General features: G+C 63.3%; 28 protein-coding genes. 17 read left to right on the forward strand and 11 right to left on the reverse strand.

Features of this window, described 5'->3' with window-relative positions; translation table 11 throughout:
* Window positions 1–29: 29 nt before the first annotated feature.
* The 6 genes from recF to EPJ54_RS11165 all read right to left on the reverse strand — a co-directional run bounded on the left by recF (window position 30) and on the right by EPJ54_RS11165 (window position 5,852).
* Complete coding sequence (gene recF, locus EPJ54_RS11140) at window positions 30–1,172, reverse strand: DNA replication/repair protein RecF (RefSeq protein WP_135211785.1); 1,143 nt, start codon at window positions 1,170–1,172, stop codon at window positions 30–32.
* 31 nt (window positions 1,173–1,203) lie between these two features.
* Window positions 1,204–2,319: a DNA polymerase III subunit beta gene (dnaN, locus tag EPJ54_RS11145; protein ID WP_135211786.1), complete on the reverse strand. Its 1,116-nt coding sequence runs from the start codon at window positions 2,317–2,319 to the stop codon at window positions 1,204–1,206.
* Window positions 2,320–2,499: 180 nt separating this feature from the next.
* Window positions 2,500–3,924, reverse strand: a complete 1,425-nt coding sequence (locus EPJ54_RS11150) for a DnaA ATPase domain-containing protein (protein ID WP_135211787.1) — start codon at window positions 3,922–3,924, stop codon at window positions 2,500–2,502.
* Between the two features lie 397 nt (window positions 3,925–4,321).
* Window positions 4,322–4,594: a 30S ribosomal protein S20 gene (gene rpsT / locus EPJ54_RS11155; RefSeq protein WP_135211788.1), complete on the reverse strand. Its 273-nt coding sequence runs from the start codon at window positions 4,592–4,594 to the stop codon at window positions 4,322–4,324.
* 79 nt (window positions 4,595–4,673) lie between these two features.
* Window positions 4,674–5,447, reverse strand: a complete 774-nt coding sequence (locus tag EPJ54_RS11160) for an enoyl-CoA hydratase (RefSeq protein ID WP_135212106.1) — start codon at window positions 5,445–5,447, stop codon at window positions 4,674–4,676.
* Window positions 5,448–5,477: 30 nt separating this feature from the next.
* Window positions 5,478–5,852 (reverse strand): hypothetical protein, encoded by a 375-nt coding sequence (locus EPJ54_RS11165; protein ID WP_135211789.1) that lies wholly within the window; start codon window positions 5,850–5,852, stop codon window positions 5,478–5,480.
* Window positions 5,853–5,899: 47 nt separating this feature from the next.
* Here EPJ54_RS11165 and EPJ54_RS11170 point away from each other — a divergent pair, with 47 nt between their 5' ends.
* Window positions 5,900–6,370 (forward strand): lysozyme inhibitor LprI family protein, encoded by a 471-nt coding sequence (locus EPJ54_RS11170; protein ID WP_135211790.1) that lies wholly within the window; start codon window positions 5,900–5,902, stop codon window positions 6,368–6,370.
* 6 nt (window positions 6,371–6,376) lie between these two features.
* Here EPJ54_RS11170 and mutM read toward each other — a convergent pair whose 3' ends face one another.
* Complete coding sequence (gene mutM / locus EPJ54_RS11175; RefSeq protein WP_135211791.1) at window positions 6,377–7,234, reverse strand: bifunctional DNA-formamidopyrimidine glycosylase/DNA-(apurinic or apyrimidinic site) lyase; 858 nt, start codon at window positions 7,232–7,234, stop codon at window positions 6,377–6,379.
* A 94-nt stretch (window positions 7,235–7,328) separates the two neighbouring features.
* Here mutM and EPJ54_RS11180 point away from each other — a divergent pair, with 94 nt between their 5' ends.
* The 5 genes from EPJ54_RS11180 to dut all read left to right on the forward strand — a co-directional run bounded on the left by EPJ54_RS11180 (window position 7,329) and on the right by dut (window position 12,037).
* A complete protein-coding gene (locus EPJ54_RS11180) occupies window positions 7,329–8,096 on the forward strand; it encodes a class I SAM-dependent methyltransferase (RefSeq protein WP_135211792.1) in 768 nt (255 codons plus the stop codon).
* Window positions 8,096–9,844 (forward strand): 2-polyprenylphenol 6-hydroxylase, encoded by a 1,749-nt coding sequence (gene ubiB / locus EPJ54_RS11185; RefSeq protein ID WP_135211793.1) that lies wholly within the window; start codon window positions 8,096–8,098, stop codon window positions 9,842–9,844. Before EPJ54_RS11180 ends, ubiB begins: the two co-directional genes overlap by 1 nt.
* On the forward strand, window positions 9,841–11,046 hold the full coding sequence (gene coaBC / locus EPJ54_RS11190; protein WP_135211794.1) for a bifunctional phosphopantothenoylcysteine decarboxylase/phosphopantothenate--cysteine ligase CoaBC: 1,206 nt from the start codon (window positions 9,841–9,843) through the stop codon (window positions 11,044–11,046). The genes ubiB and coaBC overlap by 4 nt, the downstream gene beginning before the upstream one ends.
* A gap of 104 nt (window positions 11,047–11,150) precedes the next feature.
* On the forward strand, window positions 11,151–11,528 hold the full coding sequence (locus EPJ54_RS11195) for a DUF6481 family protein (RefSeq protein ID WP_135211795.1): 378 nt from the start codon (window positions 11,151–11,153) through the stop codon (window positions 11,526–11,528).
* 47 nt (window positions 11,529–11,575) lie between these two features.
* Window positions 11,576–12,037 (forward strand): dUTP diphosphatase, encoded by a 462-nt coding sequence (gene dut / locus EPJ54_RS11200; protein ID WP_135211796.1) that lies wholly within the window; start codon window positions 11,576–11,578, stop codon window positions 12,035–12,037.
* Here the strand turns inward: dut and EPJ54_RS11205 are convergent.
* Window positions 12,034–12,726: a DUF599 domain-containing protein gene (locus tag EPJ54_RS11205; protein ID WP_135211797.1), complete on the reverse strand. Its 693-nt coding sequence runs from the start codon at window positions 12,724–12,726 to the stop codon at window positions 12,034–12,036. The two genes, dut and EPJ54_RS11205, sit on opposite strands and share 4 nt — an antisense overlap.
* A 39-nt stretch (window positions 12,727–12,765) precedes the next feature.
* A complete protein-coding gene (locus EPJ54_RS11210; RefSeq protein ID WP_135211798.1) occupies window positions 12,766–13,305 on the reverse strand; it encodes a PH domain-containing protein in 540 nt (179 codons plus the stop codon).
* A gap of 74 nt (window positions 13,306–13,379) precedes the next feature.
* Here EPJ54_RS11210 and EPJ54_RS11215 point away from each other — a divergent pair, with 74 nt between their 5' ends.
* The 7 genes from EPJ54_RS11215 (at window position 13,380) to EPJ54_RS11245 (ending at window position 21,734) form a co-directional block, all read left to right on the forward strand.
* The gene (locus EPJ54_RS11215) at window positions 13,380–13,910 is read left to right on the forward strand and encodes a hypothetical protein (RefSeq protein WP_135211799.1); all 531 of its coding nucleotides are present in this window, start codon (window positions 13,380–13,382) and stop codon (window positions 13,908–13,910) included.
* Window positions 13,897–14,667, forward strand: coding sequence for a HesA/MoeB/ThiF family protein (locus EPJ54_RS11220; RefSeq protein ID WP_135211800.1), 771 nt, complete (start codon window positions 13,897–13,899; stop codon window positions 14,665–14,667). The genes EPJ54_RS11215 and EPJ54_RS11220 overlap by 14 nt, the downstream gene beginning before the upstream one ends.
* The gene (locus EPJ54_RS11225; RefSeq protein WP_135211801.1) at window positions 14,660–15,259 is read left to right on the forward strand and encodes a DUF6624 domain-containing protein; all 600 of its coding nucleotides are present in this window, start codon (window positions 14,660–14,662) and stop codon (window positions 15,257–15,259) included. The genes EPJ54_RS11220 and EPJ54_RS11225 overlap by 8 nt, the downstream gene beginning before the upstream one ends.
* A 44-nt stretch (window positions 15,260–15,303) precedes the next feature.
* The gene (locus EPJ54_RS11230; protein ID WP_135211802.1) at window positions 15,304–16,320 is read left to right on the forward strand and encodes an alpha/beta fold hydrolase; all 1,017 of its coding nucleotides are present in this window, start codon (window positions 15,304–15,306) and stop codon (window positions 16,318–16,320) included.
* A gap of 60 nt (window positions 16,321–16,380) precedes the next feature.
* On the forward strand, window positions 16,381–18,039 hold the full coding sequence (locus tag EPJ54_RS11235) for an alkaline phosphatase D family protein (RefSeq protein WP_135211803.1): 1,659 nt from the start codon (window positions 16,381–16,383) through the stop codon (window positions 18,037–18,039).
* A 37-nt stretch (window positions 18,040–18,076) separates the two neighbouring features.
* A complete protein-coding gene (locus tag EPJ54_RS11240; RefSeq protein ID WP_135211804.1) occupies window positions 18,077–19,654 on the forward strand; it encodes an alpha-amylase family glycosyl hydrolase in 1,578 nt (525 codons plus the stop codon).
* Window positions 19,655–19,730: 76 nt separating this feature from the next.
* On the forward strand, window positions 19,731–21,734 hold the full coding sequence (locus EPJ54_RS11245; RefSeq protein ID WP_167755687.1) for a TonB-dependent receptor: 2,004 nt from the start codon (window positions 19,731–19,733) through the stop codon (window positions 21,732–21,734).
* 75 nt (window positions 21,735–21,809) lie between these two features.
* On the opposite strand, the gene EPJ54_RS11250 is transcribed toward EPJ54_RS11245, so the two are convergent.
* Window positions 21,810–22,841 carry an OmpA family protein gene (locus EPJ54_RS11250; RefSeq protein ID WP_135211806.1) on the reverse strand — a complete coding sequence of 344 codons (1,032 nt, stop codon included), beginning with the start codon at window positions 22,839–22,841 and terminating at the stop codon, window positions 21,810–21,812.
* Window positions 22,842–23,010: 169 nt separating this feature from the next.
* Window positions 23,011–23,997 carry a 2-hydroxyacid dehydrogenase gene (locus EPJ54_RS11255; RefSeq protein ID WP_135211807.1) on the reverse strand — a complete coding sequence of 329 codons (987 nt, stop codon included), beginning with the start codon at window positions 23,995–23,997 and terminating at the stop codon, window positions 23,011–23,013.
* Between the two features lie 136 nt (window positions 23,998–24,133).
* Between EPJ54_RS11255 and EPJ54_RS11260 the strand changes: the two genes are divergently transcribed.
* The 4 genes from EPJ54_RS11260 to fabA all read left to right on the forward strand — a co-directional run bounded on the left by EPJ54_RS11260 (window position 24,134) and on the right by fabA (window position 25,860).
* The gene (locus tag EPJ54_RS11260) at window positions 24,134–24,640 is read left to right on the forward strand and encodes an SH3 domain-containing protein (RefSeq protein ID WP_135211808.1); all 507 of its coding nucleotides are present in this window, start codon (window positions 24,134–24,136) and stop codon (window positions 24,638–24,640) included.
* Between the two features lie 89 nt (window positions 24,641–24,729).
* A complete protein-coding gene (locus EPJ54_RS19845) occupies window positions 24,730–24,870 on the forward strand; it encodes a hypothetical protein (protein ID WP_167755688.1) in 141 nt (46 codons plus the stop codon).
* Between the two features lie 6 nt (window positions 24,871–24,876).
* A complete protein-coding gene (locus tag EPJ54_RS11265; RefSeq protein WP_135211809.1) occupies window positions 24,877–25,242 on the forward strand; it encodes a DUF4440 domain-containing protein in 366 nt (121 codons plus the stop codon).
* A 78-nt stretch (window positions 25,243–25,320) separates the two neighbouring features.
* Window positions 25,321–25,860: a bifunctional 3-hydroxydecanoyl-ACP dehydratase/trans-2-decenoyl-ACP isomerase gene (gene fabA, locus EPJ54_RS11270; RefSeq protein ID WP_135211810.1), complete on the forward strand. Its 540-nt coding sequence runs from the start codon at window positions 25,321–25,323 to the stop codon at window positions 25,858–25,860.
* Window positions 25,861–25,866 lie beyond the last annotated feature (6 nt).

Raw genomic sequence — 25,866 nt, forward strand, 5'->3', positions numbered from 1 at the left:
TGAGCGCGTTTGTCACCGTGACGCTTGCGTCAGGTTGGCGTCACCTTCCCGTCTTTTACCTCAAATCGCTGCGCGCGATCGCCGAACGCCTCGAACAAATTCTCGTCCGTGCCGGTGAGCCAAGCTTGGCCGGCGTTTGAGAGTAATTCATCGAACAAGGCGGCGCGGCGGATGCCATCGAGGTGCGCGGCCGCCTCATCGATCAGAATGAGCGATGGCCCGGCGCCAGGATCGCCTGCGAGCGCGCGCGCCTGGGCAAGTGTCAACCCGACGAGCAGCGCCTTCTGCTCCCCGGTCGAGCATTGATCCGCGGGCATGTCCTTGGCGGCGTGGCGCGCGAGCAGATCGGAGCGATGCGGGCCGTCGAGCGCGCGTCCGGCGCCGGCGTCGCGACCGCGCACCTCGCGCAGCAATTCGGCGAAATCCTCTTCAACATCAGCGCTCGCCGCACCGTTTTCGAAGCGCGCTTCGAGCAGGCCTTCGAGTTCAAGCAACGCTTTCGGGAAGGCGCCATCTGGACGCGTGTCTATCGCGCTTTGCAGACGATGCAGCGTTTCCACGCGCGCCGCAGCGATCGCCGCGCCGTGGGCGGACATCTCACGCTCCAAACCGCCGAGCCATGAATCGTCAAACACGCGCTCGCTGAGCAGACGCTGGCGTTCGCGCATGGCGCGTTCATAAGCGGCGGCGCTGTGGCCGTGCTCGGACGCGCGGGCGAGCGTCAGTCGATCGAAGAATTTGCGGCGATCGCCGGCGGGGCCGGACCAGAGCCGATCCATCGCGGGCGTGAGCCATGTCATGCGCGCGGCTTCGGCGAGTTCAGCGGCGGTGGCAGGCTGGCCGTCGCGACGGGCGACGCGCTTGACGCCGCCTTCGGGCGTACGCTCGGCGCCAGCGCCCACGATTGTCTCTTCGCCGTCATGCATGATGCGCGCGGATACGGCCCAGGGCTGCACGCGGAATTCATCGCCTGCACGCGCCACCTCCGTGAGTGACGCCGTGCGCAAGCCTCTGCCCGGCGCGAGCATGGTGAGCGCTTCGAGGATATTGGTTTTGCCGGCGCCGTTCGGGCCGAACAAGCACACAGGCCTGCCATCGAGTTGCAGATCGAGCGCCGCGTGATTGCGAAAGCTCGTGAGCGTGAGGCGCGAGACGTAAAGCGAATGGCTCACTTCACTCCCCCGCGCGCGGGGGAGGCATGCATCACACCCTCAGAGGCATCAGCACGTAGAGCGCCTGATCGTCCGCTTCATCGCGCACAAGCGTTGGCGAACCGGAGTCTGCAAGCTCGAACACAGCTGAGCCGCCTTCAATCTGGCCGGCGACGTCGAGCAGATATTTGGCGTTGAAGCCGATCTCCATCGCGTCGTCGCCGTAATCGGCGGGCAGGTCTTCCGTCGCGACACCGGCGTCCGGGTTGTTCACGGTGAGCGTGACTTTGTCTTTCTCAAGCGCCAGACGCACGGAGCGCGAGCGCTCGGCCGACACGGTCGCGACGCGATCGACGGCTTCGGAGAACGACTTGTTGTCAATCTTCAGCTTCTTGGAATTGTTCTTCGGAATGACGCGCGCGTATTCCGGGAACGAGCCGTCGATCAGCTTCGAGGTGAGCACTGCGTCACCGAGCGCAAAACGAATCTTCTGCGGCGACACAGCGATCTCCACCATGTCGGACGCATCGTCGAGCAAGCGCTTCAATTCGTTGATCGTCTTGCGCGGCACGATCACGCCCGGCATGCCGGTAGCGCCCTTCGGCGCGGTGGCGTCGGCAAGCGCCAAACGGTGACCGTCGGTGGCGACCGCGCGGAGCTTGGCGCCGTCGGCATCGACCGTGTGGAAGAAGATGCCATTCAGATAATAGCGCGTCTCTTCGGTTGAGATGGCAAAGCGCGTCTTATCGATCAGGCGCGAAAGTTCAGTCGGCTCGACTTCGAACCGCGTCTCGAAACCATCCGACGGCATCGACGGGAAATCGCCAGCCGGCAGGATCGGCAGATGCAGGCGCGACTTGCCGGCAGAGAGGAAGAGCCGCGGATCGTCGGTCGAAGCATCGAGCTTGACGGCCGAGCCGTCCGGCAGCTTGCGCACGAAATCATAGAGATAGTTCGCCGGCGCCGTGGTCTGGCCGCCGCGTTCGACTTCGGCGTGGGCCGATTCTGAAATCTCGATATCGAGGTCGGTCGCCGTGAGCTTCAGACTGTCGCCCTGAGCAGACAGCAGCACGTTGGACAGAATTGGAATCGTGTTACGGCGTTCGACGACGCTTTGCACGTGATTGAGCGCTTTCAGGAGCGCCGAGCGCTCGATCGTGAGCCGCATAGTTTCTTCCCGTCCCGCCGCCCCCTCATTATGCGGGGGCCTGATACGAACACCCCCTGCGCGCGGCCTGAGTCGCCGCCCGCAGGGGGTGAGAAACTAGCAGAAGCCGCGCGATGCTAAAGCCAAAATTACAAGACTTAGCGATCGTTTGGCTTCAGGCGCCCCAAGATGCGCCAAAGATCACGGCTCGCGGCGGATGGCGCGCGCCAAGTTCTCGATCTCCGCCTTGGTCGCCGGGTCTTGTTCGACCAGCTGGGCGATACGGTCACGCGCGTACATGATCGTTGTGTGATCGAATCCCCCAAATCGCTGGCCGATGTCCGGAAGCGACGCATGCGTCATCCGGCAGGCCAGAAACATGGCGATCTGACGCGGGCGCGCGATCGAATGGCGGCGCGTGCGCTCCAGCAATTGCTGAACACTCATGTTGAAGTGCCGAGCCACCACCTTCTGCACCAGTTGCACGGTGATGCGGCGCTCCGAAGCGTCAGCCAATTTGCTTTGCAGAGCATTCGCGGCGGCTTCTAGCGTCACTGTTGTCCCTCCAGAGATTTTGGATTCGATGAGGAGTTGGCACACAGCCCCGTCCAGCTCGCGGCCGGTGACATGCATGCGATCTGCAATCATGTCGAGAGCTTCTGGCGCCACACTGAATTCAGGATTCGAGCGTGCGTGATGTGCAACACGCATGTCGAGGATGCGACGACGCAGCGCCGTGTCCGGTTCGTTGATTTCAGACGAGGCAGCGCCCTTCAATTTCGCGCGCAATGCGTCGTCGAGGCCTTCAAGCCCTTCTGCGCCATGGTTTGCGGCGAGCACAACTTGGCCGCCGCGGCGCGTGAGATCGTGGAACGTGTCGAACGCTTCTTCTTGCGTCGCACGCTTGCCGCAGATGCGGTGGAAGTCGTCGATGATCAGCAGATCCGGCGCGCGCACCATTTCCTTGAAGGACGATGAGTCGCGCTTCTTGTGCAGCGCCGATTGGAACGTCTCCAGGAATTCCTGGCCCGTCATCATTAGAACGTTGCGGCCCTGCTCCATCGCGTCATGCGCGATCGCGGTCAGCAAGTGCGTCTTGCCGCAGCCTGGCGGCGAATGGACAAGCCACACCGGGAAACTGACGCCGACACGCTGCGCAATCATCTGCGCGACGGTGAAGGCGTGCTGGTTCGAAGCGCCGACGCAGAAAGTGCCGAAGCTGAACGATTGCGCGTTCATGCGCGGGGCCGGCGTGGTCATCGCCTCGGTCGGCGCCACGCTCGGACGCACTTCGCCGCCGATGCGCGCGTCGGCGAGATCGCGGACGTCGACCGGAATTTCGTGTTCTAGGAGGATGCTGACCGGGCCCAGCTCAGGCAGGTACGAGCGCAGACGCGCTTCCAGCCGCGGCTGGATCTGCTGCCGCAGACGCTCCTTCGCCATCTGCGAGCTCGTGCGGAACAGCAGCGTGCCATCCCAATCCGCCACCAGCGCCAGATCGTTGACGTAGGAGCGGTAGATGTCCGCCCCGAGTTCCACATTCAATTCCCGACGAACGCGCTCATACGCCTGAGCCGCCGTCAGGCCCGCCGCATCGCGGCGAGCCACTTCTTCCACCGGATCCATGCCAACCCCCGCAAGAATCTTGGTTAATTTTCAGCCCCGTACGGCAGGCACAGGTTCGCTATTCGAGCCGATGACCCTTTCGGCCCGATGCCTAGGCATCGGTGTCATTGAAGCGTCGAACAGCGAGTGCGCTCGCCGGACAAGGGAAACGATGCGCCAGCCCAAACCGGAAATCAATAGGCCAAACGGCCATCGATCTTTACTTCTTCGCAATATCCACAGAACGCTTTATTGCGTTGATTTTTATGAGAAAAATCGATGTATCCGATATGTTCGAATACTCCGGACACGGAGCATTATTCACCATAACGATACGGTGTTATTGCAAAGCTGAAACGTGAGGATTCGCAAGCCCTTGGCGGCTAAAATGCACGCCGAACGGGAATTTTTTACAGTGTTACTTGGACGCCGAAAGCGCGGTCACGCGCTTTGTCAGGCGAGACACCTTACGGCTGGCCGTGTTCTTGTGAACAACGCCCTTTGACACCGACCGCATGGTCTCGGATTCGGCCTGCTTCAGCGCGGCAGCAGCGGCCTTCGCGTCGCCCGAGGCGATCGCTTCTTCCACAGTACGCCACGTCGAACGCATGCGAGAGCGGCGCGCTTTGTTGACCGCCGTGCGGCGACCAATGACGCGGTTGGCTTTCTTTGCGGACTTCGTGTTCGCCATGTGTAGATGGTCCAGATTGACTTGGTTTCGGTAACGGAAGCGCGGGGCTATAGCCGGCCCAAAAGCCGGCGTCAAATACTCAGCGGTGTTTAAATTCGGGCGGCCGCTTTGCAATAAAGGCGGCCATGCCTTCCTTCTGATCTTCCGTAGCAAAAAGGCTGTAAAATAAACGCCGTTCGAGGCGCAGGCCTTCGTTGAGCGGGGTTTCGAAAGCAGCGTTAACCGCCTCCTTATTGGCGATCGTCGAGAGCCTGCCAAAGCCGGCGATTTTCTTGGCTGCGCCAAGCGCCTCTTCCATCAGCTTGTCGGCGGGAACAATGCGCGCGACGAGGCCAGCGCGCTCGGCTTCCGCCGCGTCCATCATGCGGCCGGTGAGGCATAGGTCCATCGCCTTAGCCTTGCCGATGCTCTTGGTCAGACGTTGCGAGCCGCCCCAGGCGGGCATGACGCCCAAAGTGATCTCGGGCTGGCCGAATTTGGCGGTATCGGCCGCGATGATGAAATCGCACATCATGGCGAGCTCGCAGCCGCCACCTAGAGCATAGCCAGCCACCGCCGCGATCGTCGGCTTCCGGCAACGCGGCACACGCTCCAAATTCTGGAACGGGTCACGGGCGTAGAAATCGCTGAACTGGCCCTCGGCCATCTGCTTGATGTCCGCGCCCGCAGCGAACGCCTTTTCCGAGCCGGTGATGACGATGCAACCAATCGCGTCGTCGGCCTCGAATGCATCGAGCGCCGCATTGACCTCCGCAATCAGCGCATCGTTCAGCGCATTGAGCGCTTTCGGGCGATTGAGGCGAATGATTCCGACGCCGGAATCCGTTTCGACAAGAATGTTTTCGTAAGCCATGCGCTTGATTGCGCCGGGCATGGGCGAAAATCAATCCGCGAGCGACGACGGCCGCATGAAGAGCCGCACGCGCAGCGCCGAACCATTGGTTTGCGGTGCGATGGTCAGAGCCAAACGCTCGCGGCCACGCAGGAAGATGAGATCGCCCTGCTCACTCACGCTGGGGCTTTGCGCCCAGCCGAGTGCCGGCAGCGCTTGCGCGTAGAAAGTGCGGATGGTGGCGGGCGGCGCCTCACCGCTGGCGCTGGCGCCAATGATGCGGCCGGCGGCGCCGTCAAAACTAAAACCCGGCGCGCTTTCATCGAGACCGGGCGCAACCGGCAAATCCTCGATCGCGTCAAAATATTCCGCTTGCGCGGGTGTCGCGAAAAGCAGTGCGGCGGCGGCGAAAAGCGCTCGACTCATGCGCGCAGTTTAGCTCTGTTCATTAACAAACTCATTCGGAGATCTGCATGCGGTTCTTGCTCGTTTTGCTTGCGATCGGATTTGCGTCACCCGCAGCCGCGGCGCCACGGCAAGAAACGACCGTGGCGACGTGCGTCGCGGCCGCCGGCGACGATTTCGGCGAGGGCTTCGCCGCGCGGCGCGCATGCATCGGCCAAGTGAGCGCGGCGTGTCAGAACGAAAGCGATGGCGGCGTCACGACCGCCGGCATGGTGATGTGTGCAGACCGCGAACGCGCGCAATGGGAAGCGCTTGGCGAAGCCGCGTTGGCGATCCTGCGCGCGCAGGAAAGCGCCACGCAAACATCTGCACGCGAACGCGCGCTCAGCGCCCATGCCACCGCCGCACGAGAACGATGCGCCTACGAAGCGTCACGCTACGAAGGCGGCTCGCTGGCGATTTTCGCCGCCGCCGCGTGCGCGATGAATCAGGCGGCTGATCTGGCGCTCATGCTGCACGCGCGGACGCTGGAGGGCTGACGCACCCTAACGCTGGCAGCGGGGGCACCAGAAGCTGGAGCGGCCGCTGTGCGTGGCGCGGATGATTACGCCCGTGCAGTTCGGCGTGGTGCAGGGCTGGCCTTCTTGGTCGTAGACGCGGAAGCGATGCTGGAAGCCGCCCTGAGCGCCGTCGACTTGCGCGTAATCGCTCAAAGTTGAGCCGCCGGCTTCGATCGCTTCTTCGAGCACCGCGCGGATGGCGTGATAGAGTTTTTCCAAGCGCTGCGCCGCGATGCGGCCAGCCTCCTTCGTCGGCGCAATGCCAGCGCGGTGCAGCGCCTCGACGACATAAATGTTGCCGAGGCCGGCGACGACACGCTGATCGAGCAGCGCTGCTTTGATGCTGGTTTTCTTTCCAGCGAGCGCCTTCTTGAAATACGGCATGTGGAAGTGATTGCCGAGCGGCTCCGGGCCCATCGCTTTGAAGAAGGGATGGGATTCGAGTTCGCCTTCGGCGATCAGATCCATATAGCCGAAGCGGCGTGGGTCGTTGAACTCCAACCGCGCGCCCTCTTCCATCTCCAGCACGACGTGCGTGTGCGTCGGATTGGTGGGCTCCGCGTAATAGAAATCGCCGGGCTGTTTTTTGGCGCCAAGGATCGACCAGCGGCCCGTCATGCCCAGATGCGTGACCCAGACGTTGCCGTCATCGAGATGCGCCAGCAGATATTTCGCGCGCCGCTCCAGCGCATCGACGCGCCGACCGGACAGCCGCTTGGCGAAGCGTTCGGGAAATGGAAAGCGCAAATCAGCGCGCTTGGTTTGTGCACGCTTGATCCTTCGCCCGACCAAAGCAGGCGCCAGGCCGCGCCGTACGGTTTCGACTTCGGGCAGCTCAGGCATGCGGCGAAAGGTCTAGGTATCTGACGAAAATCAAACGCGAAAGCATGGACCCCCGATATAGCCCCGCCCCGCCCGCGCCGCTATGGTCCGGCCCATGAACGACACCCCCGCTGGCGAGACCGCCTCCTTCGGATTCCAGGACGTGCCCAGGGCTGAAAAAGCCTCGAAGGTGCGCGCCGTCTTTTCCTCGGTCGCCAGCAAGTACGACGTCATGAACGACGCGATGAGCGGTGGCCTGCACCGGCTCTGGAAGGACGCGGCCGCCGCCAAGCTCAACCCGCAGCCAGGCGAACTCATTCTCGATGTCGCGGGCGGCACCGGCGACATCGCGCGGCGGCTCAAGAAGCTGGGCGATGGCGCTGCGAAACGGCGTGGGCTTGAGGCGCCGGAAATCCACGTCATCGACATCAACACAGAGATGCTGGAAGCCGGCCGCGCACGCGGCGAAGATGGGCTCTTCTGGCACGAGGGCGACGCGGAAAATCTGCCCGTCGATGATCACGTCGCCGACGCCTACATCATCAGCTTCGGCATCCGGAACTGCACCGATGTTCCCGCCGTGCTGCGCGAAGCTAAACGGGTGTTGAAGCCTGGCGGGCGGTTCTTCTGTTTAGAATTCTCGCGCCTCGCCATCGGCGGGGTCGAGCCGGTTTATGATTTCTATTCTTTTAACGCGATCCCGGCGCTGGGGAAATTGCTCGCGAATGACGCGGATTCTTACAGATATTTGGTCGAATCCATCCGCCGGTTTCCGGATCAGGAAACATTTCTCAATATGATCCGTGAGGCGGGTTTCGCACGCACGGCCTATCGGAACATGGCCGGCGGCGTTTGCGCGCTGCATTGGGGTTGGTCGGTTTAGTGTTTTCCTGGTTCTCACTGGTCCTTGTCATCGCGGCCGCGCTGCTGGTGGGCTTCGCCACCGGCGCCATCGGCCACACGTGGCGTTTGCTGCGCGTGGCGATGACGCTGGTGCGCTACGACGTGCTGCTGCCGGCTGAATATTACGATCGCTATCCGACCTCGCTGCAGGCGGCCCACACCGCGCTCTCGGTTTTCTCCAAGCGTCGCCGCGGCCGCAGTGTCGGTGAGCGTTTGGCCAAGGCGCTGGAGCGCTTGGGCCCGGCCTATGTCAAGGTCGGCCAATTCTTAGCGACGCGCCCAGACATGATTGGCGTCACCGTCGCGCAAGAGCTTGGTCGGCTGAAGGATCGTCTGCCGCCCTTCCCGCGCACGGTTGCCCTCGACACGATCAATGCCGAACTCGGCGGCACTGAAGAATTGTTCGCCGGCATCTCCGAAGCGATGGCCGCCGCCTCGATCGCGCAAGTGCATCAAGGCATCGTGCCTCGCCAAGGCGTGGTTGCGATCAAAGTGATGCGCCCGCGCATTGAGAAGAAGATGGCCAAGGAAATGGCCGCGCTGCGCTTCTTGGCGCAAGCGATCGAATTCTTCTCGCCGCGCTCGCGCCGCCTGGAGCCTGTGCAGTTCGTCGATACGGTGCGTTCGGCGACCGAGCGTGAATTGGATCTGCGCCTCGAAGCGGGCGCCGCCGCTGAATTCCGCGAAGTCGCGGAGAAAGACGGCTATCTCGCCGTACCGGAGATTGATTGGTCACGCTCGTCCAAGCGCGTGATGACACTCGATTGGATCGACGGCGTGCCGCTGACGGATTCGCACGCGCTCGACAAAGCTGGCGCCGATCGCAGCGAACTGGCCATCAAGATCACGCGCGGCTTCCTGGCGGCGGCGCTCGATTACGGCTTCTTCCACGCCGACATGCATGAGGGTAATCTCATGTACGGCAAGGACGGCAAACTCTGGATCGTCGATTTCGGCATCATGGGCCGCATCGGCCACAAGGAGCGCCGCTACCTCGCAGAGATTCTCTATGGCTTCCTGCGCCGTGATTATCGTCGCGTCGCTGAGGTGCACCAAGAAGCCGGCTATGTGCCCGAGAAATTCACGGTCGAGGAATTCGCTCAAGCGCTGCGCGCCATCGGCGAGCCGATCTTCGGCAAGACGGCGGACTCGATTTCGATGAGCCGCCTCCTCCTGCAGCTCTTCGACGTCACCCATATGTTTGGCATGCATTTGCGGCCGGAATTGGTGCTGTTGCAGAAGACGATGGTGCAGGTCGAAGGCGTCGCGCGCGGGCTCGACCCCAAGCATGATATGTGGACGGCATCGCGCCCGATCGTGGAGCGCTGGGTCGAGCGCGAATTGGGCGCCGAAGCGATGGCCAAGCGCGCCATCGATGAAGTGGGCCACGGCCTGGGCGCATTGCGGCGCCTGCCGCACACGTTGATCGCGCTCGAAGCCGCTGCCCGCAAGGTGAGCACCGAAGCGCCGCGCGAAGAGCGCAAATGGTATCAGATGCCGGCGTTTTGGCTGGGCTTGGTCGGCGGTGCGCTGATCATGTTCGTGTTCGGCCCGCGCAGCGTTGAGCGCGAAGTGGTGCAACCTGCGCCCGAGCCCGCGCGTGTTGAACAACCAATCGCCCCGCCGGCTGCAACCGCGCCGATTCCGCCCGCCGTGGAAGAGGCGCAGGAAACGACGGACGCGGCGACCACCGAAACAGAAACGGCGACGCCGGAGCCGACGCCATGAGCAAGCGCGCCCTCCTTATCATCGGTGGCGGCATCGCCGCTTACAAAAGCCTCGAACTGATCCGCCGCTTGAAAGAGACGGGCGTTGCGGTGCGTGTGGTGATGACGGAAGCGGCGCAGAAATTCGTGACGCCGTTGGCTGCTGGCGCCTTGGTCGGCGAGCCTGTGTTCACCGACCTCTTCGATCAGGCCCGCGAATTCGACGTCGGCCACATCCGCCTCGCGCGCGAGACCGATCTCATCATCGTCGCGCCTGCGACAGCGGATCTGATGGCGAAAGCCGCGAACGGGCTGGCAAATGATCTTGCCTCCGCCGTGCTGCTGGCCACCGATAAGCCCGTGCTGATGGCGCCGGCGATGAACCCGTTCATGTGGGCGAACCCCGCGACGCAGCGCAATTTCGCGCGGCTCCAGGCGGACAACCGCAAATTCGTCGGCCCGAACGAAGGCGAGATGGCCGAGAGCGGCGAACGCGGCTTGGGGCGCATGGCCGAGCCTCAGCAAATCCGCGACGCAGCTCTCGCTTTGCTCAGTGACGGCCCGCTTAAAGGTAAGCGCGCGATGGTGACAGCAGGCCCGACGATCGAAGCGATCGATCCGGTGCGCTTTCTCTCCAATCGCTCCAGCGGCAAGCAAGGTTACGCAATCGCCGCAGCGCTGGCCGAACTTGGCGCGGAGGTGACGCTTGTGTCTGGCCCAACCGCGCTCAGCGCGCCGCGCGGCGTGACGCGCGTGTGCGTGGAAAGCGCGCGCGAGATGTTGGAGGCGAGCCAAGCCGCGTTGCCGCTCGATGTCGCCGTCATGGTCGCCGCCGTCGCCGATTGGCGCCCGAGCGCGATCGCTGACGAGAAGATCAAGAAAGACAAAGCCGGCATTCCCGGCATCGCATTGGTCGAGAACCCCGACATTCTCGCGACACTCTCGAAGCCTGGTAAAAAACGTCCGAAGCTCGTGATCGGCTTTGCCGCCGAGACCAACGACGTCGAAGCGCACGCCCGCGCCAAGATCGCCAAGAAAGGCTGCGACTGGATCGTGGCCAACGACGTCTCTGGCGACGTCATGGGCGGTGATGACAACACTGTCATGCTGATCAGCAAAGATCGCGCGGAAACCTGGGCGCGTATGCCGAAGGAAATAGTCGCGCAGAAATTGGCGGTAGAAATTGCCGCAGCCCTGAACGCGAAAAGTCCTGGCCGGAAGTGATCGCAGGGCTTGAGCCCGGCGGTTTGGGCGCTATGTAAGCGTCTCCAATCTCAACCTTCTCGATTCTAGCGCCGCGTGCGCACGCGCGGGCTACAGGACTGTCGATGAGCATCCCGAACCACAACGAACGACGTGACGCCGCCCTCGCCGCCAAAAAGGCGATGCTGGAAAAATTTAAGACCAAGCCGCAGATTGATCCGGCTGTCGCCGCGCAGCGGGCCGCCGAGGCCAAGGCGCGGGAAGAAAAGCGCATCGCCGCCGAGCAAAAGCGCCGCGAGCGCGTCGAGATGGAAAAGCTCGAACGCAAATTGGCTGCCGAGGAGAAGGAGCGCGCCGAAGCCGAAGCCGCCCGTCTCGCCGCTGAAGAGGCCGAGCGCAAGCGTAAGGAAGAAGAGGAAGCCGCTGAAATCCTCGCCTTCGAACAAAAGGCTCGTCGCGACTTGAAGTACGCCGCCCGCAAGGCGCGCCAAGGCAAGCGGTAAGACTTGAAAGCCTCCCCAGCGCGCGCGAATCCGCGCATGGGGTGGATATGAGCAAGACAATTCAAATCCAGGTCGCGCCGCTGGCGCATTTCGAAGGCTTGCAGCTGCCGGCCTATGAGACGGCGCTTTCCGCCGGCATGGATTTGCGCGCCGCGGTTCCCGAAGATGCGCCGATCGTGGTGGCGCCGGGCGAACGCGTGCTGGCGCCGACGGGGCTCACCATCGCGCTGCCGGCTGGTTACGAGGCGCAAGTGCGACCGCGCTCCGGGCTGGCGCTAAAGCACGGCCTCACCTGCCTCAACACGCCCGGCACGATAGATGCGGATTATCGCGGCGAGGTCAAAGTCATCCTGATCAATCTCGGCCAAGAGCCGTTCACGGTCAAACGCGGCGAACGCATCGCGCAGATGGTGATCGCGCCGGTGACGCAAGGTGTCTGGGATGTGGTCGAGACGCTGTCGGAAACCGCGCGTGGCGCCGGCGGCTTTGGCTCGACCGGGCGCGGCTAATCCCTCACGCACAAATCGCGCGCCGCGCGGATGCCGCGCGCGGCTTGGCTGTGCATTTGGCGGCGTAACAGAATGGCGACCGTCGCCAGCACGCCCAACACCATCGCCCACGGACTGATCAGCCACGCCGCCGCCGCGAGCGCGAAATAATAGGCGCGCACGCCGGTGTTGAAGGCGGAGAAGGATGGGTGCAGCACGTCGCTCGCAGCGGCGACGAAGGCTTCGTGCTTATCCTTCTCAGTGGCCTCTGGCGCCGCGCCGAGGAGCGCCATCGCGTAATTGAGCTGGCGAATGGCCCAGACGAAATCGAGCAGGCCGCGCGACAGCGTGATGATGACGACGCCCACTTTCAGCTCGATCAGCCAGTCTGACGCCGGCGAGGCAAACTCCAAATCCTGCAAATTCGAACGCATTGCCTCGCCGCCAAACAGCACACCGGCCGCGGCGGCGATGACGAGTAGATTAGTGGACGCGAAGAAGGACGCGGAATTGAGCAAATGCCCAAGCAGGTTCACGTCCATGATGCGGTTATCGCGGGCGAGGAATCGGCGAATCCATTCCTCGCGCACCGGGTACATATCGATATTGATGCTGCCGCCTCTACCCTTCGCCAACGCGCGGCGCAGCGGCTCGTAGCCGACCCAGCACAGGATGAAGATGACTAGGGCGGCGGTATCGACGGGACTCATGCGCACGAAGCTTAGAGTGCGCCGCGCCTGCCGGCAAAATTAGCGGGCGCGCAGGCCGATGAAGCTGAGGCGGCGCTTGCGTGGGGGCTCTTCCGCGACGGATTCGTCATTGGTTGCGCGATCGTTGGCGACGCGCTCGATGGCTTGGCGATCGTCACTGGCGAGACGCACCTCGCTTGCGTCGGCGCGCGCAGATTCGATGGCGCGACGGAAGGCGACGGGGTCGGCCATAGGCGGAAACCCGATCACGGCGTCGCCCGTGCCGGTGACGACGACACGGCCATAGCCAAACAGGCGCTGGATGATGGTCTGGTCGAGCGAGACGCCTTCGACGCTCTCGACCGCCAGCTCTTGCGTGCGCCGGTTGAGCCAACCGCGCTTCAAGATCACGCGCCGATTGGTGACGGCGAAATCCGTGGTCTTCATGATGATGGCGGCGCGGATGAAGATGAAAACGCCGACCAAGACGATACCGAGCAACAAGAGCGCCGCCCAGGCGCCAAACCAGAACACGCCAGGCCATGCGCCGCGTTGAAGGATGGTTTCACCGGGGGCGAGGCTCTCATCTATGTAGCGCATGCAGAAGCAACGTCAGCCTTCGGTGCGATGTTCCGCGCGCTCGACTATTCGAAGGCTTCGCTTATAAAGATTGCATGCGCTTCATCTTCTTGGCTGCCGCGCTCGCGGTCTCTGCCTGCTCCACGATCGCGGCTCAAACCGCGACACCGCAAACCTGCCCTACCGAACGCGCCGTGTACGCGCTACGCGGCGAGCCGAACGCAAGCTTGCGCCTCATGCGTACGCCGCATCCGCTCAACGCTTACAGCGATCTCGCGGCGCGTGTGACGTTCGAAGGCGAGACTTATTGGTTCGCGTTCGTGTCGAGTCTTGGCTATTCGCGCAATTACGTGGGCCGCACGGACGATCCGTTTGAAGCTGCGCGTCGGGGGGATGCGGGCGAAGGCGCCGGCGAGGAGCAGCAGGAGCCCGAATACAACGGCTCCGAGCTCGTGAGCTTCGATACGGATTTCAACGTGCTGCCCAACGTGCCGCAATCTGGTGAGGCTGCGCCGGCGCATCTTTTGGCGACGGGGATCGGTTCGGCGATTTGGTATTCGACGCCGCGCCGTGTCCTACCTCAAGCGCTTTGGACATTGAGCGGTTGCGACAGTGCTGAGCGCTGAGGAACGCGAGCGCTACGCGCGCCATATTTTGCTGAAGGAGATCGGTGGGCCGGGGCAACAGCTTTTGAAAGCGGCGCGCGTCGCGATTGTTGGCGCGGGCGGTTTGGGCGCGCCGGCCGCGCTTTATTTGGCGGCGGCGGGTGTCGGCCATTTGCGTTTGATCGATGACGATGTGGTCTCGCTTTCCAATCTGCAGCGGCAGATTGTGTTTGAGAGCGACGATGCGGGTGCGCCAAAAGTTCAGCGCGCGGCGACGGCGCTGAAAAAGCTCAATCCTCATGTCGAGATCGATGCACGACGAGAACGGCTGACGAATGCCAATGCGCGAGAGCTGCTCGCTGGTGTCGATCTCGTGCTCGATGGCACGGACGATTTCGCGACACGCTTTGCGGTGAATTCGGCGTGCCATGCGCTTGCCGTGACCTTGATCTCAGGCGCCGTGGGCCGCTGGGATGGGCAGGTCGCGACGTTTAAGTCTGGGCCAACCAAACATCTCCCCGAAAGCCAGCGTCTGCCCTGCTATCGCTGCTTCGTGCCTGAGACGCCGCCAAACGCGGAGACATGCGCACAAGTTGGCGTGGTCGGTGCGCTGGCCGGTGTGATCGGTTCGATGATGGCGCTCGAAGCGATCAAGGAGATCGCAGACGCCGGTGAAAGCCTCGCAGGCCGCATTCTGTTGTTCGACGGCCTTGGCGCCAATGCCCGCCGTGTCGCGTTGCCGCGCGATCCGGCCTGTGTTGTGTGCGGGCATGGATGACATCGTCTGGAAAGATCGGCTGATCAAAGCCGCGCAGCTCGATATGCAAACGCGCGCGCGGCTCGCGGCGAGCGGCGATTTGTTCAAGGGCTACCACCCCGAGATGGAAGCCGTGCACAATGCCAACGCCGATCTGCTCGCGCAGGTGTTTGATGTGATGGGCTGGCCTGGCCGGCATCGGCTTGGCGACGACGGCGCAGCGGCGGCCTTCATCATTCTGCAGCACGCGATCGCGCGGCCTGAGATTCAGCGACGCGGGCTTACGCTGATGCTCGACGCCATTCCGCACGGCCACGCCAATGCAATGGATGCGGCGTATCTTTCCGACCGCATCGCCATCTATGAGGGCGGCGAGCAAACTTTCGGCACGCAATTCGATTGGGATGCGGACGGCCAGCTCTCGCCCGCGCCCACGCGCGACCTGGCTGACCTTGAGGAGCGTCGCGCCAGCGTCGGCCTGCCGCCGATGAGCGACACGATCGCGGAAATGCGCGCCAATGCCGCCGCGGAAAACCAACCGGCGCCCGCCGACCTGGCGGAACGCCGCCAGGAATTCGAGGCCTGGGCCCGCCGCGTCGGCTGGCGCGCTTGACGTTCGCCGCTCAAACCGCACTTTAGCGGCAGGGAGGGCGGCGCATGAAATGGCTGTTTGGCGGATTGCTGGCGATTGTCGGCTTGGTCGCGTTGATTGCGGTCGGCGGCTATTTCGTGCTGAAGCGCGACGACGTTCCTTATGAAACATTGGCGTCGCGCTACGAGAGTGCGGCCTCGCGCTATGTCGATCTGCCCAGTGGTGTGCGTATGCACTACCGCGACGAGGGCCAACCGATCGGGCCGCCTCTGCTTCTTATTCACGGTTTCTCCGCCTCTGTGCACACGTGGGAGCCGTGGGTGGAGCGCCTTGGCGACGAGTATCGTGTCATTTCCATCGATCTGCCTGGTCACGGATTGACGCGTGCGCCAGCGGGCTATCAGGCCAGCATCGAAGCGTTTCGCGACGCGGTGCGTGAGTTCGCGACGACGCAGAATCTGACTCATTTCGCGGTCGCCGGCTCATCGATGGGCGGCAATGTGGCTTGGGAATATGCACTGGCGTTTCCGGATCAGGTCGATGCACTGATCTTGGTCGCCGCGTCGGGCTGGCCAGAGGATCGCGCTGGGCTTGAGCAAGATCCGCCAATTTTCCAGGTGCTGCGCAATCCTGTGCTCGGCCCGTTGCTTCGCGATCTCGACAATACGCAGCTCGCGCGCGGCGGGTTGGAGGCGGCCTTCTATGATCCGACTCTCGTCGATGACGCGATGGTGCAGCGTTACGTCCAATTGGCGCGCGCGCCCGGGCATCGTGACATTCTGCTGCAATTGACGTTGGGCTTCCGCGAGCGCAACTACGCGACGCCGGAACGGCTGGCGGCGCTGCAGATGCCCGTTCTCGTCCTGCATGGCGATACCGACCGGATCGTCCCACCCGTGCACGGCCAGCAATTTCACGACGCCATCGCCGGCTCGCAGCTGATCATGTTCGAGAACACCGGGCACGTGCCGCAGGAAGAACGCGCCGATGAATCAGCAACCGCAGTACGTGAATTCTTGTACGCGGCGATTGAAGGCTCAACGTTGCCGGAATTGCCGGAGCTGACGGCGCCGGCGCGCTGATCAATGCCGAAGCTCCTCGATTGTCGTGCGTCTGTCGCAGAGGCGCTTTAGGAGGCGGCCATGCTGCTTGATCGTCGTTCCCTCCTCGCCGCTGCGTCGCTTACCGCAATCGCGGCGCCACGTGCGGCGTGGGCGCAATCGCTTGCGCATGGCATCTTCACGCACGGCATTGCCTCAGGCGATCCGCTGCCGGACGGCGTGATCCTGTGGACGCGGTTTGTCGGCGGTGATGGCCGCGTCGCCTGGGAAGTTGCAGAGGACGAAGGCTTCACCCGCGTCGCGCAGCGCGGTGTGGCGCGCGCAAGCGTCGCCTCTGATTATTGCGTGAAGGCGGACGTGCGCGGCCTGCAGCCGGGGCGTTCCTATTTCTATCGCTTCCTCTCTGGGGCTGGCCCGTCGTTCACCGGCAAAACCAAGACTGCGCCGGCGACAGGTGGCGAAAGCCTGACCGTCGCGATGTTCTCGTGCGCGAATTTCCCGTTCGGCTATTTTCACGCTTACGGACACGCCGCCGTGCGCGAAGACATAGATCTCGTGCTGCACACGGGCGATTACATCTACGAAATTCAGCGCGGTTCGTATCCGAGTGCTGCGGAAACCGTGCCGGGACGCCTGATCGATCCCGTCGCCGAGACGGTGTCGCTCTCTGATTATTATCAGCGTTACGCCACCTATCACACGGACGCGGACTTGCTCGAACTCCGCCGCGTGAAGCCGATGAGCGTGGTGTGGGACGATCACGAGATCGCCAACGACGCGTGGATGGGCGGCGCGCAGGCTCACCAAGAGCCGACGGAAGGTCGCTATATCGATCGCATCGCAGCTGCGTCGAAAGCGTATTTCGATTGGATGCCGATCCGTCGCCCGGACAATTCTGTGCGCCTCTACCGCACGTTCGATTGGGGCGATCTCGCGCGCATCGTCATGCTCGACACGCGCTATATCGGCCGCGACCGGCAGATCGATTATCGCACGACATTGACGCCGCAATTGGCGCAAGGCGGCGCTGACGCGGCCTCGCTCGCGGCGGAGTTTCGGCGCACGATCCTGGATGATCCGAACCGCAGCATGATGGGCGCGGCGCAAGAGCAATGGTTCGCGCGCACGTTGGCGGAATCGAAGCAACGCGGCCAACCGTGGCAGATCATTTCGCAGCAATTGGTCGTCGGCGATCAATTCGCGCCGGCTGGCATGACGGACTTGCTTCCGGCGGACGCTTCGCCCGGATCGCGCGCTTGGTTTAACTCCGGCGTGCAAATGAGCGCGCTTGGGTTGCCGTGGAATCTGGATGCGTGGCAAGGCTATCCGGCGGCGCGTGCGCGCTTCCTCGCGGCGTGCGCCGCGAACGCCAACAACGCCGTGATCCTGGGCGGCGATACGCACAATTGCTGGGTCAACAATTTGGCCGCCGCCGATGGATCGCGCCTGGCGGCGCTTGAGTTCGCGGGCGGCAGTGTTGCTTCGCCTGGCTTCGAGCGCACGCTCACCAATGCGACGCCCGGCCAGCGCGAGAGCATCATGCGCTCGGGCAATCCGCAGCTGGCATTCTGCGATTTGACCAATCGCGGCTATGGCGTGCTGAAGTTCACGCGTACAACCTGCGAGTCCGAGTGGCTGGCGTTTGAAGATGTGCGCTCGCCGCATGCGGGCGCGCCGATCGTGACGCGCTTTACCTCCACCGCGAGCGCGAGCGGCGGTCCGGGCGCATGGACGCTTTAAGCTTGCGCGTCTGCGCGAGCACGGCCAGCATCGGCGCATGAGCACAGATTGGCTGCGCGGCGCCGTTATTTATCAAATCTACCCACGCTCGTTCCGCGACTCGGATGGCGACGGTGTCGGCGATTTGCGCGGCGTGATCGAGAAACTCGATCATATCGCAGAGCTCGGCTGCGACGCGATCTGGCTTTCGCCCTTCTTCATCTCGCCGATGAAGGATTATGGCTACGACGTCGAAGATTATTGCGGCGTTGATCCGCTCTTCGGGTCGCTCGCGGACGCAGATGCGCTGATCAAGCGCGCGCATGAACTTGGGTTGAAGGTGATCATCGATCAGGTCTGGTCGCATTCATCGGATCAGCACGTTTGGTTCGCGGAAAGCCGGCAGAGCCGCGACAATCCGAAGGCCGATTGGTATGTGTGGGCGGACGCGAAGCGGGATGGTTCGCCGCCCAACAATTGGCAGGCGATGTTCGGCGGCGGCGCGTGGACGTGGGATTCACGGCGGCGGCAATACTACCTGCACAATTTCCTGATCGAGCAGCCGGACCTGAACGTGCGCAATCCGGCGGTGCAGGATGCGTTGCTGGATGTGGCGCGGTTTTGGTTGGAGCGTGGCGTTGACGGCTTCCGGCTCGATGTCGTGAACTTCTTCACGCACGACGAACAGCTCCGCGACAATCCGCCCATCACGACGCTGAAACGCGCGCCGCCGCGTCCGCACCAGTTTCAGCGTCATCTCTACGATCGCACGCAACCGGAAACGCTGGAGTTCATCGCGCGCCTGCGCACCCTGCTCGATGAATACGGCGCGATGGCGGTTGGGGAGATCGAAGACGAAGAGCCGCTCAAGGTGCAGCGCGACTACACCGACGGCGAGGATCGCCTGCACACGGCGTATTCCTTCTTCCTGCTGCGCACGCGCGCGATGACGCCCGCTGTGATCAAGGACGCGATGTCGCAATGGGAGGGCGCGCGTGGGTGGCCTTCTTGGTCACTCTCCAACCATGACGTCACGCGCTTTCCGACGCGGCTTGCCGCCGATGATCCGCAACGCACAAAACTGATGATGGCGCTGCTGCTCGCGCTGCGCGGGACTGCGTTCATCTATCAAGGCGACGAGCTCGGCTTGTCGCATGGCGATGTATCGTTCGAGCGCTTGCGCGATCCCGAGGCGATCGCCTTCTGGCCGTCGGGCATTGGTCGCGACGGCGCGCGCACGCCGATGCCGTGGGCGCGCGATGCGAACATGGCGGATTTCACGCAAGCGCCGGATGCGTGGCTGCCGCTCGATCCACGCCATCGCGCTTTGGCCGTCGATGCGCAAACGGGTGTCGAAGGCTCGGTGCTGGAGTTCACGCGCGCGGCGATCGCTTTCCGCAAGTCGAGCGCGGCGCTGCGCGAAGGCGAGTTCGTTGCGTTGGACGCGCCTGAGCCCGTTCTGGCGTTTGAGCGACGCTTCGGCGAGGAGCGCCTGCTCTGCTTGTTCAATTTGGGGCCAGACCCGGTGCGCCGGCCTGTGGCGGAGGGTGCTGCTCGGTTTTCCGTCGGCGCGGCCGAATTGAAGACGGGCGGGACGGCATTGGGCGGCTATTCGGCCCTCTTCGTCGCAATCTGAGCGTCACCGCTTGACCTGGGCAGATGTTATACCATAACTCTCACGTTACATTGTAACGGGGACTATTGGTATGAGCATGAGGGAGAAGCCCTTTGCGGCCGCGGCGCTGGCGCTCGGTACGCTGCTACCGGGCATGGCGTTGGCGCAGGATGATGCCGGCGAGCCGGAAATCGTGGTGACGGCGCCGCTGGAAGGCTCGCGGATCGAGAGCCTTCAGGGCGCGGAAGTTCTGAACCGCGACGCCATCGTTGAAAACCTGCATGGCGGCCTCGGCGACACCCTCGATTCCACCCCGGGCATCGCCACGACATTCTTCGGCGCCGGCGCCAGCCGCCCGATCATTCGCGGCCTCGGCGAGGACCGCGTCCGCGTGCTGCAAAACGGGATTGGCGCCATCGACGCCTCCGCCGCCTCCCCCGATCACGCGGTGACGTCCGACGGCTTGGACGCCGAACGCATCGAAGTGCTGCGCGGTTCAGCGGCGTTGGCCTATGGCGGCAACGCAATAGGCGGCGTCGTCAACGTGATCGATCAAAGCATTCCCATGCGCGCGATCGATGGCATGAGTTTTGACGGCCTCGCCGGTTATTCTTCGGTGGACGAAGGCACGCAAGGCGCCGCGCGTTTGGGTTTCGGCGCGGGCGATGTCGCACTCAATCTGAGCGCTTCGGCGCGCGAGACCGAGCCTTATGATACGCCGGTTGGCACAGCGCTCAATCAATGGACGAGCGTGCGCTCCTACGCTGCTGGCGCCTCACTCGTACGGGATTGGGGCTTTGCGGGTCTCGCCGTAAAGCGCACGGAAGATCAATACGGCCTGCTGCCGCACGATGAGGACGAACCTGGCGGCCGCATCGAGATGGAGCAGACGCGCATCGAGTCGCGCGGCGATTTTCGCATCGATGTCGGACCGTTCGATCGGCTCGATTACGGCGTGCAGCACTCGGATTACGAACACACTGAGTTCGAAGGCGACGGCGAAGCCGGCACAATCTTCAACAGCGAAGGCTGGGAAGGCCGGCTTGAAGCACACCACGGCGGCAATCGTCTCGATGGCGCGATCGGCGTGCAATTCAGCGACGTCGATTTCGGCGCGACCGGCGAAGAAGCCTTCATCAGCGCCACCAACACGCGCGATATCGGGCTCTTTGCGGTCGAACGCTACGATCTCGGCGGTTGGGGCGTTGAAGGCGGCGTGCGCTACGAACAACGCGAGATCGACAACGCGACCGCGGGTTCGCGCGATTTCGACAATGTGAGCGCGTCCGCCGGCGTGTTCGTGCGCCCAGCGCAGAATTGGTTCTTGGGCGCGACTTTGGCCCGCACGGAACGCGCGCCCACGGCCATCGAACTCTTTGCCGACGGCCCGCACTTGGCGACCGAGAGTTATGAAATCGGCGGCGCCGATCTCAGCCAAGAGACGGCAACATCGATCGAAGCATCGGCGCGGTTCAACAGCGGCCCGCTGCGGTTCGAAGTGAATCTCTACCGGATCGAATTCTCGGATTACATCGCACTCGTCGAACGCGGCGATGTCTGGTGGCTTGACGAAGACACCGAGACAAGCGGCTTCGCACCGAACGAGTCCGATCCCGGCATTCCTGTCGACGCCGAGATCTTCCCGGTGTTCAATTTCATCCAACAGGACGCGACATTCACGGGCGGCGAATTATCAGCGGCCGCGCGCTTGTTCGAGATGGGCGGCTTCGCGTTCACAGCTGACGCTGCATACGACCTGGTGCGTGCGGAGTTTGACGGCGGCGGTCACCCACCACGCATTCCGCCATCGACACTGACGCTAGGTCTTGAAGCGGAGAACTCCATCTGGAAGGGCCGCGTCGAGATTGTCGACACGGACAGCCAAAACCGACTCGCGGCGTTCGAAACGCCAACGGATGGCTACACCTTCTTGAATGCCGGCCTCACGTTCCGTCCGGGCGGCGAGGCGAGCCCGTGGTCGCTGCGCGTCGATGGCCGCAATCTCACCGACGAAGAAGGCCGCGTGCATTCCTCGTTCTTGAAAGACGAATTGGCTCTCCCCGGCCGCAACGTGCGCTTCACGGTGTTGGCCAGCTTCTAAGCACGCCAACATCGCGCACAAAGAAACGGGCCCGGCTTTCCCAAGCCGGGCCCGCATTGCTTTGTGATTTGACGATTAGCGGAAGCTGATCGTCACTGCCGTACGGCGGTTGAGCGGTTCGCGGACGCCGTCACGTGTGGCGCGTGCGAGATCCGTTTCACCGCGCGCTTGGCTGGTGATCGCGCCAGCGGCGATGCCGCGTGCGGTGAGCGCATCACGCACCACTGAAGCACGACGCTCCGACAGACCTTGGTTGTAGGTGTTCGAACCCGACGTATCGGTGTGGCCGACAACAACCACGCCCGCGACGTTGCACTGGCGCGCACGCGCGACAGCCGCATCGATGGTCTCGAGCGCCGCTTGGTTGAGGTTCGAGCGATCCCACTCGAAATACACCACGAACTCAGCCGCCGGGCACGCCACAGGCGGCGGCGGGGGCGGAGGCGGCGGGGGTGGCGGCGGAGGCGGTGGCGGCGGCGCAGCAGCAGCGCCGAATTGCCAACGCAGACCAACCGTCACGGCTTGGTGCACGTAGTCGCCGTCTGCACTGAACGGGATCGGCTCATCTTCCAGATCGAGAACGCCGCTGACGCCCACATCGGGCGCGACGAAATAACGATAGCCGACGTCCAGCGCCAAACGCTCGGAGACTTGGAACGCCACGCCCGCGAGCCCTTGGTAAGCGAGCACGGTGTCGTCGTCGTCGAAAGACAACGGCCCGGCGACGCCTTCGACCTCCACCTGCGCCGCGCCTACGCCAATCCCGAGATAGGGTTGCCATTGGCCGCCGCGATTGAAGTCATAATAGAGGTTCGCCATCAGCGAGGTGGCGGTGGCGTCGCCGTCGAAATCCTCGAAATCGTTGTTGCGGTAGCCAAGCTCGGCTTCGCCGCGGAAGCCATTCTGGAAGCCATAGCCCAGCCCAAGGTGGCCGGACCAATTGTCTTCCAGGTCCAGATCGCCGCCGTCGAGTTCGACCGCAGCATCAACCGAATAGCCAACGTCGGCGCGGCCATACCAGCCCTCGGTCGCATGGGCTTTACCCGCGATGGTCGCGGACACGAGTAGAGCGGCAAGCGCCGCCGTACGCTTCAATTTTGAAAGCATGAGACAGTCCCCTGTTTTAGCCGGACAGCCCCGCTCTTTCCGGCGGTAGCTTTCTACGCCGCAGGCGAAAACGCGTTAAACGGAATCGCCCAAAAGACGCGAAAAATCGCGTATTGAGGCTTACAGAGAACGGACAGGATCACGCGGAACGCGCTGCGTTGCGCCCCGTTTAGAGCATCGCGGGAATGACGCGATCCGGCGGTTTGTGGCCGTCGGCGAAGGTCTTGATGTTGATGATGACCTTCTCGCCCATATCGATGCGGCCTTCGATCGTGCCCGAACCCATGTGCGGCAGCAGTACGACGTTTTGCAGCTTCTTGAGCTTCGGATTGATCGCAGGTTCGTGCTCGAACACGTCGAGGCCGGCGCCAGCGAGTTCGCCCTTCTCCAGCATGCGCGCAAGCGCGCCTTCGTCAATCACTTCGCCGCGCGCGGTGTTGACGATGTAAGCGTGCGGCTTAAGCAGCGCCAAGCGGCGCGACGACAGCAGATGGTACGTCGCCGGCGTGTGCGGGCAATTCACCGACACGATATCCATGCGCGACAACATCTGATCGAGGCTATCCCAGTACGTCGCTTCGAGTTCTTGCTCTATATGCGCCGCCACTTTGCGGCGGTTGTGATAGTGGATTTGCAGACCAAACGCTTTGGCGCGGCGCGCGACCGCTTGGCCGATTCGGCCCATGCCAATAATGCCGAGGCGCTTGCCCCAGATGCGGCGGCCCATCATCCACGTCGGCGACCAACCGTGGAATTCATCACGCTCGACGACCTTCACACCTTCGACCATGCGGCGCGGCACGGCGAGGATCAGCGCCATCGTCATATCGGCGGTGTCCTCGGTCAAAACGCCTGGCGTGTTCGTCACGGTGATGCCGCGCTGCACAGCGGTTGCGACGTCGATATTGTCCACGCCGGCGCCGAATTGCGCGATCAGGCGCAATTGTTCGCCCGCGCGCGACAGCACGCGACCATCCACGCGGTCGGTCACGGTCGGCACCAGAACGTCAGCGCGCGCCACGGCGGCTGCCAAGTCTTCGGCGGTGAAGGGCTTGTCTTCGACGTTCAGCTCAGCGTCGAACAATTCACGCAGGCGCGTCTCCACGGGATCGGGGAGGCGGCGGGTGACGACGACTTTGAGCTTTTTTCCGGACATCAAGCCTCCATAACCCACGCTGCGCCGCACTCCAAGAAGTGGCGGCGCGTTAAAGCCGCTTTCATGCCCCTTCTGCATCATCTGACGCCTTCCCTCCGGGCAACGGACGGGACGAGCCTCAAAAAGGTTGGGTGTCATGCGCCGTGGGATCATGGCCGCGTTTGTGGCGGCTTCCGCTCTGCTTTCATTGAACGCCGCGTCGGCCAGCGACACGCCCGCTGTCGGCCCGGATTCGAATCTGCCTGTGCCGCGGTTCGTCAGCCTGCGCACTGAGGGCGCGAATGGACGCCGCGGCCCTGGCCTCGAACACCAAGTTGAATGGGTCTATGAGCGCGCCGGCTTGCCATTGCAGGTGACGGGCGAAAGCGGGCCATGGCGTCGCGTGGTCGATCCCGATGGCGATCAAGTCTGGATACATGCACAGAACTTGGAACAGCGGCGTACGGCCTATGTACGAGAAGCGGTAGCGTTGCGCCGTAACGCACGCGAGGGCGCCCAAATCGTCGCCTACCTCTCGCCGGGCGTGGTGACGGGCTTCACCGGCTGCGATGGCGAGTGGCGACGGCTGACCGTCGGCGGCCGCATTGGCTGGGTCGAAGCCGACGCTGTCTGGGGCACGGATTGCGGCGCGCCGCTCAGCTAAATTCGACAAAGACGCGAACATTCTGGACAGGTTTCGCCAAGAGACGTCCCATTAACCATGTCGCGCTTGGGGCCGGTTGGGGGAATCCGATGCGCACCGTCTTCGTCATCCTGTCCGTAGTCGCACTCGCGGCGTGCGAAACATTGCCCGCCTACTCGCAGACGGGTGTGCTCACGCCGAGCACGGCGGCCCAACCCACCAGCTTTGCGCCGCCACCGGATCAGCAATAGCTTGAGCTGGAGCGGCAATTATCCGCGACCGCACAAGAACAAGGGCTTGGCGGCGCGTTGGCAACGGTGATGGATCCGAACGCCGGCATCTCGATCCGACCTGGTGTCACTTATACGGCGGCGGACGTCGCCCAAGGGCTCGCCCCGCCCGCCAACGCGGGGCCGATGTATTGGCAACCGGATCGCGTGCACGTGTCTTCGTCTGGCGACATGGGCATGACCAGCGGTCGCTATGTGCAGGTGATCACCGGCACGGAGGCGGTTCAGGGGCGGTATCTCGTGGTGTGGCGGCGCGATGCGGGCGGCGATTGGAAAGCGCTGACAGAAACGCGCATTCCCGATCCGCCACGCGCCGCACCACGCCGCCGGTAAGGCGGCTCGCCTTGCTCCTGAGGCGTCCGGCCTGTAAGCGGGGCGGGATTTTTCCCTTCCATTCGCAGAGACTCAGTCATGGCGTCCGAGCCCAGCCGGCCCTCCTCTTTCAGCTATGAAGACCTGATCGCCTCCGGCGAAGGGCGCCTGCACGGCCCAGGCAATGCGCAATTGCCGCTGCCGCCGATGTTGATGTTCGACCGCATCACAAGGGCCACTGCCGAGGGCGGCGACCACGGCAAGGGGGTGATGATCGCCGAGTTCGACATCACACCGGATCGCTGGTTCTTCGAATGCCATTTCCGCGGCGACCCGGTTATGCCCGGCTGCCTCGGCCTCGACGCGATGTGGCAGCTCACCGGCTTCTTTATGGCCTGGGCCGGTTCGCCCGGACGCGGCCGCGCGCTCGGCGTCGGTGAACTTGAATTCCGTGGCCAGATCACGCCGAAGACCAAGCTCGTCACCTACGAAATCCATCCCAAGCGCGTCATCCAGCGCAAGCTGCATATGATCGTGGCGGACGGGATCACGAAAGCCGATGGCGTCACCATCTATACGGCCAGGGATCTTAAGGTCGGGCTGTTCTCACCGGAACAACTCGAAGCGCAGATGAAGTAACGGAGC

Origin of the sequence: Vitreimonas flagellata (assembly GCF_004634425.1) — a bacterium.
Classification (GTDB): Bacteria; Pseudomonadota; Alphaproteobacteria; order Caulobacterales; family Aquidulcibacteraceae; genus Vitreimonas; species Vitreimonas flagellata.

Excerpts from the sequence above, each read along its gene's own strand:
- EPJ54_RS11210 (WP_135211798.1), bottom strand. The coding sequence starts at position 13,305 with ATGCGCTACATAGATGAGAGCCTCGCCCCCGGTGAAACCATCCTTCAA.
- EPJ54_RS11240 (WP_135211804.1), top strand. The coding sequence starts at position 18,077 with ATGAGCACAGATTGGCTGCGCGGCGCCGTTATTTATCAAATCTACCCA.
- EPJ54_RS11150 (WP_135211787.1), bottom strand. The coding sequence starts at position 3,924 with ATGGATCCGGTGGAAGAAGTGGCTCGCCGCGATGCGGCGGGCCTGACG.
- rpsT (WP_135211788.1), bottom strand. The coding sequence starts at position 4,594 with ATGGCGAACACGAAGTCCGCAAAGAAAGCCAACCGCGTCATTGGTCGC.
- coaBC (WP_135211794.1), top strand. The coding sequence starts at position 9,841 with ATGAGCAAGCGCGCCCTCCTTATCATCGGTGGCGGCATCGCCGCTTAC.
- EPJ54_RS11160 (WP_135212106.1), bottom strand. The coding sequence starts at position 5,447 with ATGGCTTACGAAAACATTCTTGTCGAAACGGATTCCGGCGTCGGAATC.
- EPJ54_RS11250 (WP_135211806.1), bottom strand. The coding sequence starts at position 22,841 with ATGCTTTCAAAATTGAAGCGTACGGCGGCGCTTGCCGCTCTACTCGTG.
- EPJ54_RS11215 (WP_135211799.1), top strand. The coding sequence starts at position 13,380 with ATGCGCTTCATCTTCTTGGCTGCCGCGCTCGCGGTCTCTGCCTGCTCC.
- dut (WP_135211796.1), top strand. The coding sequence starts at position 11,576 with ATGAGCAAGACAATTCAAATCCAGGTCGCGCCGCTGGCGCATTTCGAA.
- EPJ54_RS11195 (WP_135211795.1), top strand. The coding sequence starts at position 11,151 with ATGAGCATCCCGAACCACAACGAACGACGTGACGCCGCCCTCGCCGCC.
- EPJ54_RS11230 (WP_135211802.1), top strand. The coding sequence starts at position 15,304 with ATGAAATGGCTGTTTGGCGGATTGCTGGCGATTGTCGGCTTGGTCGCG.
- EPJ54_RS11255 (WP_135211807.1), bottom strand. The coding sequence starts at position 23,997 with ATGTCCGGAAAAAAGCTCAAAGTCGTCGTCACCCGCCGCCTCCCCGAT.
- EPJ54_RS11170 (WP_135211790.1), top strand. The coding sequence starts at position 5,900 with ATGCGGTTCTTGCTCGTTTTGCTTGCGATCGGATTTGCGTCACCCGCA.
- dnaN (WP_135211786.1), bottom strand. The coding sequence starts at position 2,319 with ATGCGGCTCACGATCGAGCGCTCGGCGCTCCTGAAAGCGCTCAATCAC.
- EPJ54_RS11235 (WP_135211803.1), top strand. The coding sequence starts at position 16,381 with ATGCTGCTTGATCGTCGTTCCCTCCTCGCCGCTGCGTCGCTTACCGCA.
- EPJ54_RS11225 (WP_135211801.1), top strand. The coding sequence starts at position 14,660 with ATGGATGACATCGTCTGGAAAGATCGGCTGATCAAAGCCGCGCAGCTC.
- EPJ54_RS11245 (WP_167755687.1), top strand. The coding sequence starts at position 19,731 with ATGAGGGAGAAGCCCTTTGCGGCCGCGGCGCTGGCGCTCGGTACGCTG.
- EPJ54_RS19845 (WP_167755688.1), top strand. The coding sequence starts at position 24,730 with ATGCGCACCGTCTTCGTCATCCTGTCCGTAGTCGCACTCGCGGCGTGC.
- fabA (WP_135211810.1), top strand. The coding sequence starts at position 25,321 with ATGGCGTCCGAGCCCAGCCGGCCCTCCTCTTTCAGCTATGAAGACCTG.
- EPJ54_RS11260 (WP_135211808.1), top strand. The coding sequence starts at position 24,134 with ATGCGCCGTGGGATCATGGCCGCGTTTGTGGCGGCTTCCGCTCTGCTT.
- mutM (WP_135211791.1), bottom strand. The coding sequence starts at position 7,234 with ATGCCTGAGCTGCCCGAAGTCGAAACCGTACGGCGCGGCCTGGCGCCT.
- EPJ54_RS11165 (WP_135211789.1), bottom strand. The coding sequence starts at position 5,852 with ATGAGTCGAGCGCTTTTCGCCGCCGCCGCACTGCTTTTCGCGACACCC.
- EPJ54_RS11205 (WP_135211797.1), bottom strand. The coding sequence starts at position 12,726 with ATGAGTCCCGTCGATACCGCCGCCCTAGTCATCTTCATCCTGTGCTGG.
- EPJ54_RS11180 (WP_135211792.1), top strand. The coding sequence starts at position 7,329 with ATGAACGACACCCCCGCTGGCGAGACCGCCTCCTTCGGATTCCAGGAC.